The organism is Myxococcus sp. MH1, assembly GCF_059738865.1.
The window spans coordinates 5,853,891-5,872,456 of sequence record NZ_AP026947.1 but is presented as its reverse complement, the minus strand read 5'-3'; the positions used below and the strand labels follow the sequence as shown (position 1 = coordinate 5,872,456).

Here is an 18,566-nt window from a genome sequence, read left to right as displayed (position 1 = left end):
GCTCAGCCCAGGTCGAGCGACAGCCCCAGCTCCACCGGGTCGCCGGTGATGGCGCGGATGCGTGCCCGCACCTCCACGGCCCCCGGGAGGTCCGGCCGCGCGGAGACGGTGAGCTGCAGCACCTCGTCCACGCGCGGGTCCTCCTTGATGGCCTGCCGCACGTACCTGCGCAGCAGGTCCAGGTTGGCGCGGTCCAGCGGCTCGCCGATGAGGTCCGCCACCCGGCTGCCGTAGCGCTGGTGGCCCAGCTGCTCCAGGTGTCCGCGGTAGACGAGCAGCCGCATCGTCAGGGCCTGGATGAGGTTGTCCTTGCCGCTCACCGTCGCGGCGCCGCCGTCGTCGGACCAGTCCAGGTCCACGCCGCCCGACTCCTTGAAGGAGAGACGCAGGTCGGTCTTGAGCGCGTCCGCCATCAGAGCAACCTCCCCGGGCCCGCGGTGGCGCCGGGCGAGCTGGGGATGCCCGGGGCGACCTTCAGGCGCGTCATCATCTGCGTGAGCGCGTCGGCCAGCGTCTGCGCCATCGCGCCCGCCAGGTCCGGCGCGTTCTCTCCCCGGATGCCACCGGCCTGGAGGAAGCCGAGCGCAATCGGCTGGAGCATGGGCTTGGCGGGCGCGGCGCCCATGAGGCTGCCCGGCGACGTGGTGGTGAAGCCCGCGATGGCCATCCCCGGCGCCACCATCACCGTCGTGGTGAAGAGCACCAGGGCCTGCTCCACCGTCTGCGCGATGGCCTTCGCCAGCGCGTCGCGCTGCTCGCCGTTGAGCTGGTTGGACGCGAGCAGGCCCTTGGCGATGGGCTCTATCTGCGACGCGCCGGGGCCGCCCGCGGGCGGGGGCAGCATCATGCCGGGCCCCGCGGTGCTGCCCGCGCCCGGAGGCGGAGGCGCGGCGGCGGGGATGCCTGGTGACACGATGGCCATGTTCGCGAAGAGGGTGAACGCCTGGCCGCACGCGTCGCCGAGCGCGGTGGCCAGGTCCGGGGCGTTCTCTCCCCGGAGCCCCGCGGACTGCATGGCGCCCTTCGCCAGGCCGCCTATCTCGCTTCCGCTCGGTGCGGGCATGGTTACTTGGCCTTCACGTCCTGCGAGCCCTTGAGCGGCGCGCCGGTGAAGTAGCACTTGTGGCTCTGCTCGGTGATGACGCCGCTGCCGCCCTTGCCCAGGTCGATCTTCCCGGACGCGTCCACCGTGCAGTCGGTGCACTTGAGCTGCACGTTGCCCTCCACCTCCAGCGACAGGTCCGTCTTGCCCTTGATGGTGATGACGTCGTCCTGCTTCACCGTGACGACGGTCTCCCCGGCGGTGATGACCACCGACTGCTCCTGGTCGATGGCGATGGACGTCTTGCCGTTGGGGGGCGAGACGACGCGCCACTCGTCCGCCTCGTGGATGGGCGGGTTGAGCTTGTCCGAGTAGAGCCGGCCGGTGATGACGGGGCGGTTGGGGTCGCCGTTGAGGTACGTGATGACGACGAGGTCCCCGGCGTGCGGCGCGCTCACCATGCCCAGGTGCGGCGTCGCGATCGGCACGCGGCGCAGCTCCAGGCCGCTCTCGCGCAGCTTCACGTTGCACTCGTGGTTGTGCGCGTCGCCGTCCGCGTGGGGGAAGGCGCTCGTCACCACGCCCAGGTCTCCCAGGCGCAGCGAGGCCAGCTCGTCGCGGATGATGGCGCGGATGATGGTGACCAGGTCGCTCATGCTCCGCCTCCCACGAGCTGGGGCGCGCTGGACGGCAGGGCGGTGAACGACTCGTTGCCGGGGGCGACGAGCGCTTCGGCCAGCTCCTTCAGCGTGTCCTTCAGGTCGATGACGGCCCCGCGCAGCGACGCGAGGGACTGCTTGGGCAGGTAGCCCTGGAGGACGACGGTGACGCCCGCGCGGATCTTCTCCAGGAGCTGGTGCGCCGCGTGCGCCGCGCCCGCCAGCGGGGCCAGGGGCTCCAGACCCATGTCGCGCATCTCCTGTTCGGACTTCTCGCCCAGCGCCTTGAGCCCATCGAGCGCGGGGTCCAGCGCGTCGAGCAGGTCCGGGATGGCCGCGACCTGCTCCAGCTTGCCGATCCACGTGATGATGAAGTCCAGCGCCTTGTCCATGCCGTCGAGGACGACCTTCACGGGGGCGCCGATGCCGCACTTGCGCACCAGCCGGACGATGGCGGCGACGGTGTTGGATTCGAGCAGCTCGTCCAGCGCGTCGATGAGCCGGGTGATGCCATCCACGATGTCGGCCGTCGTGCTCACGGGAGTTTCTCCAGGTCCTTGAAGGGGCCGAGCGGATCGAACCCGCTGATGACCTCGCCCAGGGCGACGGCCTCCTTGCCCACGCGCTGGACCTTGGCGAGGAAGTCTCCGGCGCCGGCGATGTCCTTGATGATTTCGAGCGCGTCGCCCAGGTCCAGGCCCGTCATCTGCTCCAGGATGTTGATGCCCTCGGTGGCGAGCTTCTCGATGAACTCGCCCAGGCTCCCCGCCTGGCTGAGCGACTGCACGAAGCCGATGATGGCGCCGGGGTTCACCTTGCCGAGCTTGCCGAGCAGGCTGCTGAAGTTGCCTCCGGTGAGCGAGCCCTTGGTGCCGTTGACCACCGAGCCCAGCTCGTCCGGCGACAGGTGGCCGAGCAGCTCCGGGTTCGCGTCCACCGCGTCCATGAGCGTCTCCGGCTTCTGGAGCACGCCCGCGGCGTCCGTGGAGCTCCTGGCCCAGGACTGCGCGTCCTGGGAGACGGCGTCGTTCACGGCGCCCACGCCCGCGTCCGCCTTGGCGGGGGGCTCGACGTACTCCTTCACGCGCAGGAAGAAGCTGAAGCGGCTCTGGTGGCCCGCGAGCTGGCGCACCTGGAAGTCCGCGATGAGGACGTCGGTGAGGTCCGCGCCGGCGATGGCGTCCGAGGCGAACGAAAGGGGCGTCGCCTTCATCTGCGCCTGACGCAGCTCCTCCAGCGCGGCCTGCGGATCCTCGCCGAGCAGCAGGCCCTCCATGACCACGGTGACGGGCTCGCGGCCCAGGTCCTGGAAGAAGCTGCCGGCCTGCCCGGGCACGCGCTGCTGGACGAGGTTTCGCGCGTCCTCGGTGTAGATCTTCGTGAGCCCGATGAGCTCGATTCTTCCGATGCGGACGGGCATGTCAGAGCTCCATCCGGGTGGTGAAGCCCGTGCGGGCGTCGAGCTGGTGGCGCACGGTGCGCACGCGGAGCACCTGTCCGGAGAGCAGGTCCTCCACGGGGTGTCCCTGGGGGATGTCCTTCACGGCGATGAGGTCTCCGGGTTGGACGGCGGGCGCGCCGAGCACGACGAGGAAGCCCTGGAGCTTGCGTGACGCCAGCGCGGTGACGCGGCCCTTGGCCTGCGCGGAGGCGCTGTCACCGCTGCGCACGGCGCCGTCCTTCACCTCGCGCGAGTGCTTGCCCACGGAGCCACCGCGGACCTGCCCCTGGTCACCCAGCGCGGCCTTGCCGTGGATGGGGGCGACGTCGTCCACCAGCCAGTGGGCCTTGCTGTCGCCCTGGGAGCTGGCCGCGCCCTCTCCCCAGACCTCGAAGCCGTCGATGGCGGGGAGCGCCTGGTGCAGCTGCGTGCGCAGCACCTGGGTACGGTAGACGAACGTGTGGTCCGCGCCGCCCTTCCTGGGCGCGGAGAAGTGCACCTGGCCTCTTCCGTTCGTGAAGACGTCGAAGCCGCACTGTTCGGCCAGGCGCTGGATGTGGCGCAGGGCGCGAGGGCCGCGGTGGAGCACGTAGCTGGGGAACGTCAGGCCGTCCTCGACGGTGCCCGCCTTCGCGCTCGCGAGCCCGAGCAGGTCTCGCACGATGGCGCCCGCGGACATCTGCTCGTAGGCGCCCGTGGCGTCGATGCGGGCGAGCTGGGTCAGCGCGTCGCCGCCGATGACGACGGCGGAGTCCGCGGCGGCGCGGGCCTCCAGCACCTGTCCGGTGAAGACGGTGACGGAGCCGTCACCCGGGTCCAGGGCGATGGTGGTGGATTCGCCGGGAGAGGGGAGCCCCGCGTCGGAGGGGACGAGCTCCACGGTGCATCGTCCGCCCACGCCGTCCATGGTCAGCTCGCTGGAGATGGAGCGGACGAGGGCCTGGCCCTGTCGGGAGGAGTTGGAGGCCCGGAGCGAGCCGATGCTCACCGTGTATCCGATGCCGGCCATGGCTCAGACCTCCAGTCCGTGGCGACGCGCCGACTCGCGGAGGATGTCCACCAGCGCGTCCTCCAGCGTGCGCCGGTCCATGCCCGTCGCCGTGTTGTCGGCGCCGACCTGCACGCTCACGTTGAACGTGTTCTGGACGGGGGCGCTGGTGTTGGGCTCGGTGCTCGGGGCGGGGACGGAGAGCTGTCGCGCGTGCTCCAGCAGCGGCGCCATCGCGTGGGAGACATCACGCGAGAGGGGGAGCACCGGCTGGGGGGAGGGCGCGGCAGCGGGCGACGGCGCTTCGGGAGGCGCGAACGTGAGTCGGGACTTGGGACGAGCGTGGGGAGTCGTGGGCGACGGCGGTGTGGGAGACAGCAACTGCACGACGCGCGGGCGTGGGCCGGCGTCCGCGCTCGTGGGAGTACCGCTCGCGGCGGGCGAGGGGAGGGGGACCTCGAAGGCTCGCTCGTGCGGAGCCGGGAGGTTCGTCGCATCGGCGACGAGCGGCGGAGCGGGCACCGCGGTGCTGCTGGGAGGCAGGGCTCGCATGAGCCGGACGACCTGTCGCTTCGGCGAGGCCGGGTCCGTGGACTTGACGGTGATGCGGAGTCCTTCCGGTGCGGGTCTTGTTGCGGCGGAAGCAACGGGCGTCCCGGCGGAGACCTCGGGCCCTCGGGGAACGCTGGCGTGCGGCGATGCATCGGGGCGCGGTCCCACGGAGACGGACAGGGGAGTCGTGGCCGTGCCGCTTCCGTCATCGCTCGCGAACATCGAGGCGTCGGAGGACCACCCCCTGGGAACTGGAGAAGCTCCGAGGGACTCGGACGCCCGCGACGCAACTCCGTGCTGCACGCGCGGAGCGTGTTCATGTGTCGCGGAGGCACCGGTTCGCACCGAGTCACCCGACGAGGCGTGAGACGCGGACGCTTCAGGGGAGAGCCCCCGAGCGGCGAGGGCGGCTTCGCTCGATGACGCAAGCGATGTGAGGTCGGATGCCCCATGCGCCGCATCACGGGATGAGGCCCAAGACGGGCTGGATGCCGCTGCTCCATCTGCTGCGTGACTCGCGACGGGACCGTGCCGAGCCTCGCGCGTCGCAACCATCGAGAGGGCAAGAGCGCGCGTCCCGTGTGCCGTGTGACTCGCGCGCGAAGCGTGCTGCATCTCACGCGTCGCATCCGTTGAGAGGGCGAGGTCGCGTGTTCCCTGCGCAGTGTGACCCGCGGAAGGAGCCTGCTGCGCCTTGTGCGCGGCATCCGCCGAGGGGACGAAGTCGCGCGGCCCAGGCGCTGTGTGACTCGCGGAAGGAGCTTGCTGGGCTATGTGAGCGGCATCCGCCGAGGGGACGAAGTCGCGCATCCCAGGCGCTGTGTGACTCGTGGAAGGAGCTTGCTGGGCCTTGTGCGCGGCCTCCGTCAAGAGCGCGAAGTCGCGCGGCCCAGGCGCTGTGTGACTCGCGGAAGGAGCTTGCCGCGCCTTGTGCACGCCATCCGTCGAGAGGGCGAAGTCGCGCGGCCCAGGCGCTGTGTGACTCGCGGAAGGCTCCTGCTGGGTCATGTGCGCGGCAGCCGCCGAGGGGACGAAGTCGCGCATCCCAGGCGCTGTGTGACTCGCGGAAGGAGCCCGCTGGGCCTTGTGCGCGGCCTCCGTCGAGAGGGCGAAGTCGCGCGGCCCAGGCGCTGTGTGACCCGAGGAAGGGCCTTGGGGGGCCATGTGCGCGGCCTCCGTCGAGAGCGCGAGGTCGCGCGTCTCATGCGCTGCGTGACTCGCGGCCACGTCCTGCTGGATCTTGTGCGTGGCAGCTGTCGAGAGGCTGCTCGGAACGGATGCTTGGGACGCAAGCCCCCGCGTCTCAATCGATGGGGAGAGGGGTGCTCGTTGGGGCGGCGCCACGTCCCTCGACGAGAGGCCTGAGGGCACCTCGTGTCCATGCGCGGGCTTCAAGAGGGCTCCGTCATTCGCCATGACGAGCGCTCCGGACTGCATGTGGCTTGACGGGTTCGGAGTGCGAGCCAGGCGGGATGCGTCGGTTCCAGCCGTCGCGCTCGCGACGTTCTCCTCGGCTGGCCCGGGACGTGGCTCCTCGAGGGGGCGCGGGAGGGGCGCGCCGATCTGCCGCGCGACCCCTTCGAGTGCACGCAGCGCCGGGGTGCGCAGGCGTGAGGTCAGCTCCGCGGTGGTGAACGTCGTTCGCATCAGTCGTCCTCCACCTGGATGACCACCGCATCGGGAAGGTCGGACAGCCGCGGGGCCCGCGATGCGGGGGGCTGACGCGGAGGCGGAGCAGGAGGCTCCGTGAGCTTCAACATCGTCAGCAGTCGGTCCACCTCGGAGGCGGGCGTCGCCCAGACCTGGGCGGGAGTCCACCCCAGGGCACGGCACAGCTTCAGCGTCATCTCCGCGAGGACCCGGGCCTGCTTGCCGGAAGCCTCCAGCATCCGGTCCTCGGGACTCGCGGCGTCCGCGTTGACGGTGACCACCGCCTCCAGCAGCGCCGCGGTGGTGGCGCCGTCCAGCGACTCCAGCGTCACCGGGGGAGCCCACTCGACGACCGACGCGTCGAGCATCCCGCGCAGATACCGCTCCAGGCTCAGCTCGCGGGCGCCATCGGCCATCGTGACCAGGCTCGCCTCGAGCACCTGGGTGCGCTCGGCGAACGTCCATGGGCGCAGCCGGGCACGCACCTCGCCCACCTGCCGCCATCCCTCGGGAAGCACCCCGACGGACGGCTCGCGAAGTCCACACAGCGCCCACCACAGCGCGAGCGGCGCCAGCTCCGTGAAGCACGACTCCGGAACGCCCGAGTCCCGCAGCACGTCGAGCGCGAAGGCCTCCGCGTCGAAGTCCAGCCTTGCGCCCTCCAGCCGCGCGTGCGAGTCCAGCGCGCGCAGGTGCGCCCCGAAGCCCCACCGTCGGAGCGGGAAGCGCTCCCCGGTGGCGACCTCCACCTCGATGCTCCGCGAGGAGTCCTCGGTGTGGAGGCGGAATCGCCGGCCGTCGATCTCGATGGAGACCGACGCTCCGGGCGATTCCGTGTGTGGGCTCGCGGGCGCCTCCCTCACGGACTATTCCTCGCGCAGGCGGGTCGCCGTGAAGGCGTACGTCGTGGCGGCGCTGCCGTGGGCGTCCATCTGGAACGACTTGCTCTCCACGAAGCAGTCGTCGAAGGACAGGGTGCGCGTGTCGTCCGTGCCCTCGGTGCGCTTGAGGTTGGCCACCAGCTGGAACTTGCCGCGCGCGTCGAGCAGCGAGTCCAGCTTCACGGCGGCGGAGCGGATGACCAGCTCACCGATGACGGTGCGCAGGCCGAAGATGACGTCGACGCGCTCGTTGGAGCCGATGGCGCGGATGTCCTCGCGCTCCGTGACCACCCGGAAGGCGAGCGACTGGAGGCCGTCCACGGCCTCGCCGTCGACGAGGATGCTGCTACGGTTGGCTGAGAATACCGTTGGCATCGATGCGTTCCCTCATCAGACCTGGACCGTGATGGTCGCGTAGATGTAGTCGATGGCGCGCACGGGCCTGACGGCCATGTTGACCCTCACGATTCCGAGCGCGAAGTCCTGCTGCGACGAATAGACCTCCACCTTGAAGGCGGGGTCCTTGCCGTCGGTGGAGGGGACGATGGCGCCGTCCTTCTCCATCTGCACCAGCGCTTCCACCAGCTTCTGCTTCAGCGCGCTGCGCCCGTCCGCGTTGTTGAGCAACCCGATGAACAGGTCGCCCACCATCTTCAGCGTGCGCACCGCGCGGTCCGCCACGCGGCGCACGTTGATCTGATCTCCATCCGTCGTCAGGCCCCGCACGACGATGGTGCCCCGGCCGCGCTCCGTGACCACCGGCACCACGAAGGCCCTGAGCAGCGCCTTCTGCTCCTCCACGCTCAGGGACAGCTCGTTCAACCCGGACACGCGCTTGAACGTGGGCGACTGGTGCGGCGTGAGGCCACCCACCATGCCCGCCACCGCGCCCACCACGCCGTGCGGCGCGACGAGCACGAACCTGTCACTCACCAGGTTGGAGGCCAGCTGCGCGGTCTCCTCCAGCGTCCCCGTGGGAGGAATCTGTCCGAAGCCCAGGCGCCCCTTGCTCTCGCCGCTCAGCGCGTTGCAGTGGCTGATGACGTCGCCATAGATGCGCGACAGCTTGGTCCTGTCGGTGAAGTCCTGCACCGCGGCCAGCACCAGGTCCACGTCGGGATGGTCCTTCAGCTTCCCCAGCGCCGTGGCGTACTCGTCCGGCGACGCGTCCTTGCCGCCCGCCAGCGTGTACGTGCCCGCCGTGGGCCAGCCCACGCCCTTCGTCGTGTCCACGCGGATGAACGACGAGGTGTCCAGCGTCGACACCAGCCCCGCCGAGTTCACGTTGCGCAGCACCTCCGCCGCGCCGCTCGCCGGGTGGATGACCTCCAGGTCGAACGACACCGTCTTGTCGATGTTGTCCCGGTAGCTCACCTTGACGGTGATGCCGTTGGCCCACGGGCCGGCGACGCGCGCCTGGAACGTCGCGCCATACTTCTCCCCGGTGGAGCCGGAGGGATACTTGCTCGCATCCGGCGGCGCGGTGATGGTCGCGCTCGTCCCCGCCGTCGCGGCGAGCGGCGAAATCACCAGCTCCGAGACACCGTTGTCCAATGCCTGTCGCGCCTCCGGGAGGCTGTAGGCGCTCGCGCGTCCGGCCACCTCCAGGAACCGCGACCAGCTGCTGGCACGTATCACCTTGCCCTGGGCTGACTCCAGGAAGCCGGTGATACCCAGAACCCCTGACGGCGCGAGCTGTTGGGGCAACACTTCCTTGACGACCGTGACCTGGACACCGGGAATGATGAGACCTGTGGCCATACGCTCCCCGACCCTCGTGAGCGAGGGGGTATCGAACCCTGCTCAGGGTGCAGGTTCCCCGGACCGTGTGACTGGGCACACGCCCACCCCGACCGGGGCACGGTCCTATTCAATGACTGGTTGTTTTTGAGCCGACGACGTCTGGAATCAGGGATTGGTGGCGGGAATCTGCACGCCCGTCTTGCGCAGCGCCGCGAGCGTCGCCGGCAGCAGCGTGGACGCCTCGTTGATGAGCGCCTTGCCCACGTTGAGCAGCAGGTCGACGATGGCGACGATGTGCTCGACGCCCGCTCCCACGAAGTCGACGATGATGTTCAGGAAGCGCTGTCCCGTCAGCGCCAGGTTCCGCGCCGAGTCCGGCAGCAGATCCAACGTGGAGTTCACCAGGTCGCGCCCGGCCTCCAGCACGTTCTTGATGGAGTCCACCACGTTGGGGTCCATCAGGGGCTTGATGAGCCCCTCCACCTGCTTGAGCACCGAGCTCAGGACATTGCGCACCGGCGTCCAGATGACAGCAATCTTGTCGGTGATGGTCTTGAAACCCGAACCGCTCACCGCCAGATACAGCTTGTACAGCGCCTGCTCGACCTGGATGGCGATGTTGTCCACCGTGGCCAGGGCGTCGGATACGTTCGCCGCTGCGTCTGCTGCCATGGAATGTCCCCCTCGAGTGATTTGAGCGCGCTCACGCGAAACATGAGCGCACACGGAGAGTATGCGAAGGAACACTCCGGATTCAAGGTTTTATCGGGTAGGCAACAAAACAGCGTTTCATCCTACCAGGCTTGAGTTGTCGCGAGTGACCCATGCGAGGGCCTTCTAGAGCGGCGCGGGCCAGACGAGCGCGCCCAGGCCCAGGTGGGTTCCTTTCGCGTCATGGACGAGCCACAGCTCCGTGTCGCGGATGCGGAACAGCTTCCCACCCTGGGTGACGCGGATGCCGGAGTAACCCTTCATGAAGCCGCGCTCCTCGACCTCTCGAATCACGGCCGCGCGATGCTCCCGGCCATCGGGTGGCGCGCTGAGTCGAGCGGGTGTTCGGAGGAACTCCTCGGCGGAGTAGCCGAACTGCCGGGACGCGGCGGCGTTGGTGTAGAAATAGACCGGCTCTGGCTGGGCATCCTGGGCCAGCAACATGAAGGGCGCCTCGGTGTGGACCCACGAGAGGCGGGTCGGGTCGGAGACGTGCTCGAGGTGGGGAGGGCAGAAGCCGACGCCCAGGGGCTTGTTGAAATATCGCCGGTAGGTGGTGTCGAGCAGCTTCAGGTACGGCAGCACTTCGTGGATGGCTTTCATCGGGGTTCCTCCGGGGAAGCGCGGGCGGTCAGAGGTTGCCGGCGCGGGGGTTGAGGCCGAGCACCTGTTCGCTGTCGACAGGGACGGTCACCAGGATGGACTGCCCCGCGCGAGCACGGTGGAGGCTCAGGATGGCGTCCAGGTTGGTGAGGTCTGGCTTCAGATCGAACCCCACCCAGCCACAGGCGCGAGCGATGTCGCCGAACTCCATGGGGGTGAGCTGGGTGTGGCGGCGAGTGGCCTGGATGCCCGGGAGGATGGTGGGCAGGGCCTGCTCGACGATGCCGTAGCTGGAGTTGTCGAGCACGAACAGGAGCAGGTCCAGGTGGCTCGCCTCGGAAAGACATCCCGCGAAGAGCCGGAAGCAACCGTCACCGGTGAATCCGACGACGTGGCTGTCGGGGCTTGCCAGTCGCGCGCCGATGCACAGGCCCAGCACGTTGCCCATGGCCGAGCCCCGATAGAGAGAGAAGAAGCGCGCGTTCGGATGGGGGCGCTGGGTGACATATTGCCGGTCCTTGTAGGAAAGACAGACATCATCGAAGCCGAGTGTCCCCGGAGCCCAGCGGGTGTCCAGCCGGGTGAAGAGCTGGCGCAGGTCCACGAAGCCGGGACGGGGTGGGAGGCGCGGCGTGTGGTTGAGGTTCGCGGGCGCGGGGGAGGCGCGTCGGGTGCGCGGAGGGCTGTGCTCCAGGTGCTCGACGAGCGCATGCAGGGCGCTGTCCAGGGGCGTCACCCATTGATGGAACTCGTGCCGCGAGCGGTGGGCGAAGCTGCCGTCGAGCTGGCCGTAGCCGTCCTCGATGGACGTGACGACGAAGGTCTTCCCGGCGGGGTAGGGCTGGAGGTTGACGGTGTACTCGTCCGGACACGCTCCGAGCACCAGGAGGACATCTTCCTCGCCCAGGTCCTTCCAGACGTCCATGGCCGCGTCGTTGCCCCCGAAGGAGATGTAGCCATGGCCCCACGGGTTCTGTCGCTCGACACCGTTGGCGCCGTTGATGCTCCAGACGAGCGAGGCTCCGAGCTGCTCACACAGGCGGGTGGTGAGCCTCGGTGCCCGAGGTGCGCGCGCCAGTTCCTCGCCGGCAAGGATGACGACGCGCCGCCCCTCCGCCGCGGCGTGGAACGTCTTGACGAAGTGACGGACGTCCTCCGGCTTCGCCTCGGGTGGACGGAGCGGGTGGAAATGGCAGGACTCCTCGCCGCTGGGGAGCTTGAGGAGGTTCGGCTCGATGACGAGCACGATGGGCTTGGACTGCTGGAGCCGGTGCTGGGCCCGGCGCAGCTGTGGGATGAGGGTGGCGGGCTGGTCGAGCACGAACACGCCCCCGGGGAGCTCCGCCTGGAGCTGGGGAACGATGTTGCTGCCGAGCGGGGAGGTGTCCTGGAGTGGGCTGAGCCCCTGACTCTTCGTGGAGCACAGGGGCACCAGGAAGACCGCCGGGATGTCATGCAGCTTGGCGTCGCTCAAGCCGCAGGACAGCAGCTTGGTCGCCGCGCCCGTGGTCGCGACGCAGCATCCCAGCCCGCCCGTGGCGAGATAGCTGCCCAGGGGCGTGAAGCCCGCGGCGTACTCGCCCAGTGTGAAGAACCAGGGAGACTCCTCGCCGCGCGGCTCCTCCCGTCGTCCTGGATGGGGCTCCAGGTTCTGGAGGAAGTGCAGCAGGCCGCCACCCGTGACTCCAGTGCAGGTCGTGACGCCCCAGGCCCGCAGCGCGGACAGGAGCACGTCATAGCCACTCGGTCGCTTCGTTGGATTGGTTGTCATGCGCACCAGGGTAGGGATTCGTGTATTTGTTTGCACGATTATGTTTCGAGTTGATTGGGGCATGGCGGGCCGCTCTGCGGGTGACGGTGTGTTGATGGTTTGTTTTTGATTTCCAGGTGTGGGCCCGGAGGCTGGCGGGGCTCGCGGCGGGCCGCGTCATGCGGGGGAGATGCGCGAGGCCTGCGGGCCGAGGCAACAAATCCGCGCGCCAGGCCGAGAACTGGTTTGTCAGTCATTTCCTTCAAGCACGCGAGAGTCTGCCCATGACCGCCCGCATCGATGGCAAGCCACGCCCGCACGTCGGGAGCACCCAGAAGAAGGAGGAGCCTTCGGCCGTGCCGGTCCGGACGCCCTCCGGGAACGGCGTCGCGGAGCGGGCGCGTCAGAAGGGCGTCGTGGATGCCTTTCAGGGAGCGCGGCTGAGCGAGCGTTCGCTGGCGAGCCTCGGCAATCCCACGGCGCTCGCGAAGCAGGGGGCGGCGTGTCCTGTCCCGGTGCTGACGCCCGCGGAGGAGGCGGAGGCGCGGCGGGCCATCGAGGAGGCGACGGGCCGCGAGGACCCGGAGACCATCGCGGAGTGGCTGAGGGCGCATCCGGACCCCGCGGAGCAGGCGGCGTTCATGGACATGCTCTTCGACTACGGCCCCACGGTGGGGAACATCCTCGACAACGCGGACGACCTGAGCCCGGAGGACCAGCAGCTCCTCTCGGACGCGCTGGACGCGGCCTACCGGCGGGGAGAGGTCACGCTCGAGGAGCTGAAGGAGGCGGTCGGCTCCCACGGGAACGGGACGTGGAGCGGCGAGTCCCACGAGATGTTGGTGAAGATCATCGCCGGGACGGGGAACCCGGACCTCATCAACGCCTACGTGGAGCGCGAGCTGGAGATCATGCAGGCCGAGAACGTGGAGGACCCCGCGCGAGCGGTGGCCATCGCCACGGCCCTGGCGAGCCTTCCGCCGGACGAGCTCCAGAAGTTCCTCGAGCGCAGCCCGGAGGTCGTCTCGCGGGTGTTGAAGAACCTCGAGGAGCCCATCGCGCGCATGGGAACGGGGTCGTACGAGGCGCTCGGGAAGCTGCTGGACGCGGCCGGCGCCATCCAGCCGCCCACACCCCAGTCCCTCCAGGTGTTCATGGACAGCATCCCGTACCTGGGTGAGAACGAGGAGTCCCGCGCCGCGGCGGCCCGGTTCTTCACGCGCAACGCGGATGCCATCCTCGCGTCCGTGGCGGACGCCTCTGGAGCCATCAGCAGCCAGAGCGCCGGGAAGCTCGCCGAGTTCTTCACGAGGACGCTCTTCACCGACCCCTCATTCGAGGGACAGGAGGCCCTGCACACGTTCGTGGTGCAGAAGCTGGGGGAGATGCAGAGGCGGCTGGAGACCGAGGCGACCGCCAATCCTCCTTCTCAGGACGCTCAGCGCCTGGCCCGGGGCATGGGCAGCCTCGTGGGCGCCATCGAGGGCGGCTTCATGCTCGCCGTCGAGGAGCTGGACGCGCGCAACGAGGCCACCGAGGGCCTGGTGGGGTTGATCTTCAAGGCCAAGGACCTGCTTCCGGATGTGTCGCTCCCCGTGATTGGGAGCGTGCGCGACCTCACGCTCGACCAGATCCAGGACTGGGTCACCGACGCGCTGAAGGAGCATCCGGATGACCCGAAGGATGCGATTCCCTTCCACCTGCTCTTCGGAGAGGCCATCTCCAATCCGTTGCTGGCGACCATCTACGAGACCGCGCGGGGCACCGCCCTGGACAACCGCGAGCTCGGCCTGGACGACTGAGTCCGGACGGGAACGACACGGCTCCGTCTCTCGAGTCGAGCGCCGGAGCCGTCGTGCTGGTTGCTACCAGGCCACGCTGTCCAGGTGGATGGTGCCCGTCCAGCCCGCGTTGGTGATGAGCTCCACGCCCAGCTGGTACAGCGGCGTGGTGCTGTCCGAGGGCAGGGGAATGGTCAGCGTGTTCCAGGCCCCCGTCTGGAGGCTGCTCGCGGCGGTCCACTTGCCCGTGTAGCGCCAGTTGCTGGTGGCGCCCTCCAGCGCGAACGGCTGGACGGCGGTGAGCTTGCTCCCCGCGGGAACCCACAGGCGCATCGTGACCACGCCCGCTTGAGGCACGGTGGCGGTCATCACGGACACGACGCCCGTGCCCGCGGTGCCACTGAACGGAATCGCGAGCGAGCGCGTGCCCGAATGGGGCCGGGTGGTGGTGGACGTCGCGGTCTTGAGCGGCGCGCCCGTGGCGGACCAGCCCTCGGTGCCGGACTCGAAGCCATACCCACGACCCGTGCCCCCGCCCGAGCCGGCATCCGGTGTCCCCGCGTCGGTGCCGCCCGAGCCGGCGTCTCGCGGTCCCCCTGCATCCGGAACCCCCGCGTCGGTTCCTCCGTCGGTGCCAGTGCCCGGGACGGGCAGGGTGGTGCCCGTGGCCGGGAGCGTCAGTCCACCGGCGGTCAGGAAGGGCGACGCGTTGCTCTTGAGATAGGGCTGGCCGTTCGTGCCCAGGTCATTGGTGTAGGAACTCTGTCCGCCCGCGCCCGCGCCGAAGAGCAGCGCGATGACACCCGCGTTGGCGAACTTGCGCCGGTGCGCGTCTCCAGCGGGGCCGAAGAAATACTCGGTCCGGTTGTCTCGGTAGCCCGCGCGAGGGGTGCCATCGTTGTTGATGTTGCGGTGCTGTGAGTTGCCGAGCGGAATCTGCCAGAGCACCCAGCGCTTGCCGGAGGTCTGGTTCATCAGCGTGAGCCACTGGTGGTAGCGATTGAACGAGCGCGAGGCGATGGCGGCGTTGTCGTTCGTGTCCCACCACACGTCCTGGCCCCGGGTGAGCTTGTAGAAGTCCGCGTCACGGTCCAGCGGGTCTCCGACGAGCACGTCATATGTCGCGCCGGTGCTGTTGGCGCCCAGGCCCAGCGGCTTGAGGAAGTTGACGACCTTGTCCACCTCCGGCTGCAGGGGATCGCTGATGGAGCAGCAGGAGATGTCCTTGCCGCTGGCCCACGCGGAGATGTGGAGGCCGAGGATGACGTTGTTCGCGCCCACGGCCTTGCGCAGCTGGAGGAAGGCGAGCCCCCATCCGGCGACGGTGTTGGGCAGGCCCGCGAGCTCCGGCATGCCCGTCGCCGCGACGGCGGCGTACGTGTTGGGGTTGGAGTTCGTATAGAACTGGAGCAGGCCCACCGCGTCCGGTTCGATGGGCATCAGCACCGGCCTGCCGTACTCCTTCGCGCGCTGGAGGAGGATCTTGAAGTCACTGAAGTAGCCGCGCATGGTGTCGATGTTCTGCACCTTCGCGAGGGACTCGGCCTCGCCGCCGCCCGGCTCCGCGAAGAGCTGGTAGAAGACGGGCGCGGGGATGAAGCCCTGGGTGTTGGACTCGGTGAGGAAGGTCTTCGCCCACGCGCCATCGCGCGGGCCCCAGCCCCAGTTGTCCACCCAGCCCTTGGTGAGGTAGCGGTAGCGCACGTCCCAGGGGACGCCGCTGTCACGCATCCAGTTCTGGCCCGCTTCCTCGAACAGGCCGATGGACAGGCGATTGGGGAGGCCCGTGGGCACGGGGCCCTTCACGCCGGGCGGTGCGGCTTGAGCGAACGCGGACGACACAGCCAGGGTCGTGCAGGCCAGCGCCAGCACGGCGACGGTTCTTCGGAGCGTTGTTCTCATGCCCCTGAATACAAACGGCGTGCGGTCGCCACGCCGGTTGCCCGCAGCGGGAGCCTCGTCGCCTGCTACACGTCCGGGGCCTCAGCCCCTCGGTGTCACGGGCCGGGACAGGCGAGGCCCGGCTCGGGCGCGTCCGTGTCCTGGAAGGCGAGCAGGCAGCGGAGCGCTTCCGGATCCGCGGCGTCAGCCAGATACGTGCGCCGCCACAGCATTGCGGCCACGCGGTTGGGCAGTCGCGGGTCCTGCGCGATGAGCGCGCGTCGCACGCCGTTGGCGCCGATGGGCACGGTGGCCGCCGCGGCCTCCAGCTTCGCCACTTCGTCGGGACAGCCGTCCGGGCAGTTGTAGAGGAACACCGCGTGTCCGTGCTCCAGGTTGTGGACGTACAGGCAGCGCGACACGGGTTCTTCGTAGATGCCACAGCGGGCCACGCTGGCGCAGTGGGGACCGGAGTTCGGAGGGTTCTCCCCGTTGCCGCAGGCGGGGCTGTCGCAGACGGCGAGGTGCCCGGAGGACGTCTGCGTGGAGAGGGGGAAGCTGAACTGGCCGCAGCCGCCAGGCGCCGCGTCCGAGGAGTCGCAGGCGGACAGGGACAGGAGCGCGAGCAGCGAGGGGAGGGTGAGGAGGCGTTGGGCGTGCACGCCCCCGTCATACCGCATCAGCCGGGGAACGCACCGCGACGCTCCACGTCCTGGGCGCGCAGCCCTGGCAGCCCCACGGCTTCGGCGAAGCGGAGGAAGTCGGACTGGCTCACGCTGCCTCCCGTGGCGCGAGCATGGCCGTGGCCCAGCTCCTCGCCCATCGGCGGCAGGCCCAGTCCCTGGATGAAGGCCCTCAGGTCGATGGGCGCATGGCTGCGCATCGCGAAGTTCACGCGGCCGGGCAGGTAGCCCGTGTTGGCCGCGATGACGATGTGCTCGGGCAGCCGCTGCGTCCATCGCACGGCCACCAGCGGATGAACCTGCGCCGCTGAGCTGAACAGGAGCAGCGCCACACGCGAGGCGACGCGCGGCGGTGTGCGAGCACACCGTTCGACCTCGCGGCGCACCTCCACGCGGCAGTCGTGCAGCTCGTCCACGCCGGGCACGCGACCCTCGGAGATGTCCTTCGCGGCCCCCGCGCGCAGCAGGACCTCCAGGGCCCGGGGCGCGGCGAAGCGGGCCGAGCGTCGGGCCGCGTTGATGAGGGACACCGTCTCCGTCACCGCCTTGCGGTTCGCGCGTCGCAGCGCGTCCTTGAGGAACGGCATGGGGGCATCCGCGCCCAGGTCCCCCACGGTACCGAGCACCGCGAGCCACTCCAGCGGCCCCGGCACGACGAGCGGCGACACCAGCACGTAGGTGAGCAGGCTGCTGCTCGCGATGGGCTCATGGCCGTACGCGGTGACGACGCGTGCCTCGGGCGGAAAGGACTCCGCCGCGTGGTGGTCCACGATGAGGGTGGGGACAGAGGGCAGCAGCGGGGCGGGTCTGCTGCCCATGTCGAGGACGACGAGCGCGTCGGGCTTCGTCGCGCCGAGCCGCTCCAGGAAGCCGGGCGAGTGGGCATGCTCTCCCTTCCCGGGCACGCGGACGGCGACGCGGGCGCCCACGGCCTCGAGCGCTCGCACCATCAGGACGCCGGAGGCCAGGCCATCCACATCCGAGTGGGGCGCCACCAGCACGCGCTTGCCGCGCTGGGCTTGGATGAAGCGTCGGGCCTCGGCGAGCGCCTTTTCAGACGTGGGCCAGGCGGGGTCCTTCGTGTGACCGAGCAGCATGCCTTCAAGCTGTAACGCCAACCCCTGACAGCAGAAGGAGCGGCAAGGGGAGCCCGCCTGCTCCACGAGCGTGCCCGAGTGGGGCTGGTGGCCCGCTGTGCGTGGGCCCGTTCGTGGCGAGCTTGTCCTGGTGATGGAAGGCTTCGACTCCTACCGACTCGGCTATGTCGCGCAGAGCCTGACGCTGGGCGTGAGCGCGGGGCACACCTGCCGCCTGGCGGGCGCCACGCCCCAACGCCTGGAGTCGCTCATTGCTCAAAACCTCGAGGAGCTCCAGCGCCTGCTCGAGTTCAACGCCTCGCGAGGCATCGAGGTGTTCCGCATCGGCTCCTCGCTCATCCCGTTCGGCTCGCACCCGATGAACACGCTCCCGTGGTGGAAGACCTTCGGCCGGGACTTCGAGCACCTGGCGCGCATCGCGCGCCGCTCGAATCAGCGGCTGTCGATGCATCCCTCGCCGGCGGGCGCCTCGCTGTCCTCCCGGCACGCGCGGGTTCGCGAGGCCTCGCTGGCGGAGCTGCGCTACAGCGCGCGCGTGTTGGACTTGCTGGAGGCCGGGCCCGAGTCGCGCGTGGTGCTCCACGTCGGCGGCGCCGCGCCGACGCGCGAGGAGGCACGGGTCGCCGCGCACCGATTCCTGGACGAGCTGCCCGAGTCGCTGCGCGAGCGGCTCACCATCGAGCACGACGACAAGGTGTGGAGCGCGCGGGAGGTCCTGCCCCTCGCGCGCGAGCACGGCGTCCCGATGGTGGGAGACAACCTCCACAACGCGGTCCTCGCCTCGACGCCTGTGATGTCATTGAAGGAGCTCCTGCGCGAGGCCGCGTCGACGTGGACTGCGCTGGACCTGCGGCCCAAGTTCCACCTGGCCAGCCAGCGTCCCCAGGCGCGGGCCGGGGCCCACTCGGACCGCGTGGACCCGGCGGACTTCCGGAGGATGGTGGCCGCTCTGCCCGTGCCGGCGGACCTGATGCTGGAGGCGAAGGAGAAGGACGTCGCGGTTTTCGCATTGCGTCAGCTCGCGAACGAACGCCGAGGCCGACGCGGTGGGGTGGGCGCGCCGGCGCCGTAGACATTGTTTTCTTGGATGTCTTCGGGCGGCGG

General features: G+C 69.7%; 18 protein-coding genes. 2 read left to right on the top strand and 16 right to left on the bottom strand.

The genetic code is table 11. The features are described from left to right. Positions 1–2: 2 nt before the first annotated feature. From AC6JA9_RS22955 to AC6JA9_RS22895, 13 genes are all read right to left on the bottom strand, one after another. Complete coding sequence (locus tag AC6JA9_RS22955; RefSeq protein WP_141323099.1) at positions 3–413, bottom strand: contractile injection system sheath initiator; 411 nt, start codon at positions 411–413, stop codon at positions 3–5. Next, positions 413–1,063, bottom strand: coding sequence for a hypothetical protein (locus AC6JA9_RS22950; RefSeq protein ID WP_223751803.1), 651 nt, complete (start codon positions 1,061–1,063; stop codon positions 413–415). The genes AC6JA9_RS22955 and AC6JA9_RS22950 overlap by 1 nt, the downstream gene beginning before the upstream one ends. Before the next feature lie 2 nt (positions 1,064–1,065). Beyond that, positions 1,066–1,698, bottom strand: coding sequence for a phage baseplate assembly protein V (locus AC6JA9_RS22945; protein WP_223751804.1), 633 nt, complete (start codon positions 1,696–1,698; stop codon positions 1,066–1,068). Next, positions 1,695–2,240, bottom strand: coding sequence for a hypothetical protein (locus AC6JA9_RS22940; RefSeq protein WP_497957837.1), 546 nt, complete (start codon positions 2,238–2,240; stop codon positions 1,695–1,697). The genes AC6JA9_RS22945 and AC6JA9_RS22940 overlap by 4 nt, the downstream gene beginning before the upstream one ends. Then, positions 2,237–3,121, bottom strand: coding sequence for a hypothetical protein (locus tag AC6JA9_RS22935; protein WP_497957836.1), 885 nt, complete (start codon positions 3,119–3,121; stop codon positions 2,237–2,239). The genes AC6JA9_RS22940 and AC6JA9_RS22935 overlap by 4 nt, the downstream gene beginning before the upstream one ends. Before the next feature lies 1 nt (position 3,122). Further along, positions 3,123–4,151 carry a hypothetical protein gene (locus AC6JA9_RS22930; protein ID WP_497957835.1) on the bottom strand — a complete coding sequence of 343 codons (1,029 nt, stop codon included), beginning with the start codon at positions 4,149–4,151 and terminating at the stop codon, positions 3,123–3,125. 3 nt (positions 4,152–4,154) lie between these two features. After that, positions 4,155–4,682, bottom strand: coding sequence for a hypothetical protein (locus AC6JA9_RS22925; RefSeq protein ID WP_497957834.1), 528 nt, complete (start codon positions 4,680–4,682; stop codon positions 4,155–4,157). Positions 4,683–6,328: 1,646 nt separating this feature from the next. Next, positions 6,329–7,195: a hypothetical protein gene (locus AC6JA9_RS22920; protein WP_497957833.1), complete on the bottom strand. Its 867-nt coding sequence runs from the start codon at positions 7,193–7,195 to the stop codon at positions 6,329–6,331. A 3-nt stretch (positions 7,196–7,198) separates the two neighbouring features. Then, entirely contained in the window at positions 7,199–7,588 is a 390-nt protein-coding gene (locus tag AC6JA9_RS22915; protein ID WP_046713998.1) for a hypothetical protein, read from the bottom strand. 15 nt (positions 7,589–7,603) lie between these two features. Then, positions 7,604–8,974 (bottom strand): phage tail sheath C-terminal domain-containing protein, encoded by a 1,371-nt coding sequence (locus AC6JA9_RS22910; RefSeq protein ID WP_223751810.1) that lies wholly within the window; start codon positions 8,972–8,974, stop codon positions 7,604–7,606. Between the two features lie 147 nt (positions 8,975–9,121). Then, positions 9,122–9,628 carry a hypothetical protein gene (locus AC6JA9_RS22905; RefSeq protein WP_046713996.1) on the bottom strand — a complete coding sequence of 169 codons (507 nt, stop codon included), beginning with the start codon at positions 9,626–9,628 and terminating at the stop codon, positions 9,122–9,124. 165 nt (positions 9,629–9,793) lie between these two features. Then, the gene (locus AC6JA9_RS22900; RefSeq protein WP_223751811.1) at positions 9,794–10,270 is read right to left on the bottom strand and encodes an MEKHLA domain-containing protein; all 477 of its coding nucleotides are present in this window, start codon (positions 10,268–10,270) and stop codon (positions 9,794–9,796) included. A 28-nt stretch (positions 10,271–10,298) separates the two neighbouring features. After that, the gene (locus AC6JA9_RS22895) at positions 10,299–12,041 is read right to left on the bottom strand and encodes a thiamine pyrophosphate-dependent enzyme (RefSeq protein WP_223751812.1); all 1,743 of its coding nucleotides are present in this window, start codon (positions 12,039–12,041) and stop codon (positions 10,299–10,301) included. A gap of 263 nt (positions 12,042–12,304) precedes the next feature. On the opposite strand from AC6JA9_RS22895, the gene AC6JA9_RS22890 reads away from it, so the two are divergent. Beyond that, a complete protein-coding gene (locus AC6JA9_RS22890; protein ID WP_497957832.1) occupies positions 12,305–13,822 on the top strand; it encodes a hypothetical protein in 1,518 nt (505 codons plus the stop codon). A gap of 63 nt (positions 13,823–13,885) precedes the next feature. Here AC6JA9_RS22890 and AC6JA9_RS22885 read toward each other — a convergent pair whose 3' ends face one another. From AC6JA9_RS22885 to AC6JA9_RS22875, 3 genes are all read right to left on the bottom strand, one after another. Next, positions 13,886–15,703: a hypothetical protein gene (locus AC6JA9_RS22885; RefSeq protein WP_497957831.1), complete on the bottom strand. Its 1,818-nt coding sequence runs from the start codon at positions 15,701–15,703 to the stop codon at positions 13,886–13,888. A gap of 95 nt (positions 15,704–15,798) precedes the next feature. Beyond that, a complete protein-coding gene (locus tag AC6JA9_RS22880) occupies positions 15,799–16,362 on the bottom strand; it encodes a thioredoxin-like domain-containing protein (protein WP_223785847.1) in 564 nt (187 codons plus the stop codon). Continuing rightward, on the bottom strand, positions 16,362–17,462 hold the full coding sequence (locus AC6JA9_RS22875; RefSeq protein ID WP_473566230.1) for a DHH family phosphoesterase: 1,101 nt from the start codon (positions 17,460–17,462) through the stop codon (positions 16,362–16,364). Before AC6JA9_RS22875 ends, AC6JA9_RS22880 begins: the two co-directional genes overlap by 1 nt. 133 nt (positions 17,463–17,595) lie before the next feature. Here AC6JA9_RS22875 and uvsE point away from each other — a divergent pair, with 133 nt between their 5' ends. Beyond that, on the top strand, positions 17,596–18,534 hold the full coding sequence (gene uvsE / locus AC6JA9_RS22870; RefSeq protein WP_497957830.1) for a UV DNA damage repair endonuclease UvsE: 939 nt from the start codon (positions 17,596–17,598) through the stop codon (positions 18,532–18,534). Positions 18,535–18,566: the final 32 nt, after the last annotated feature.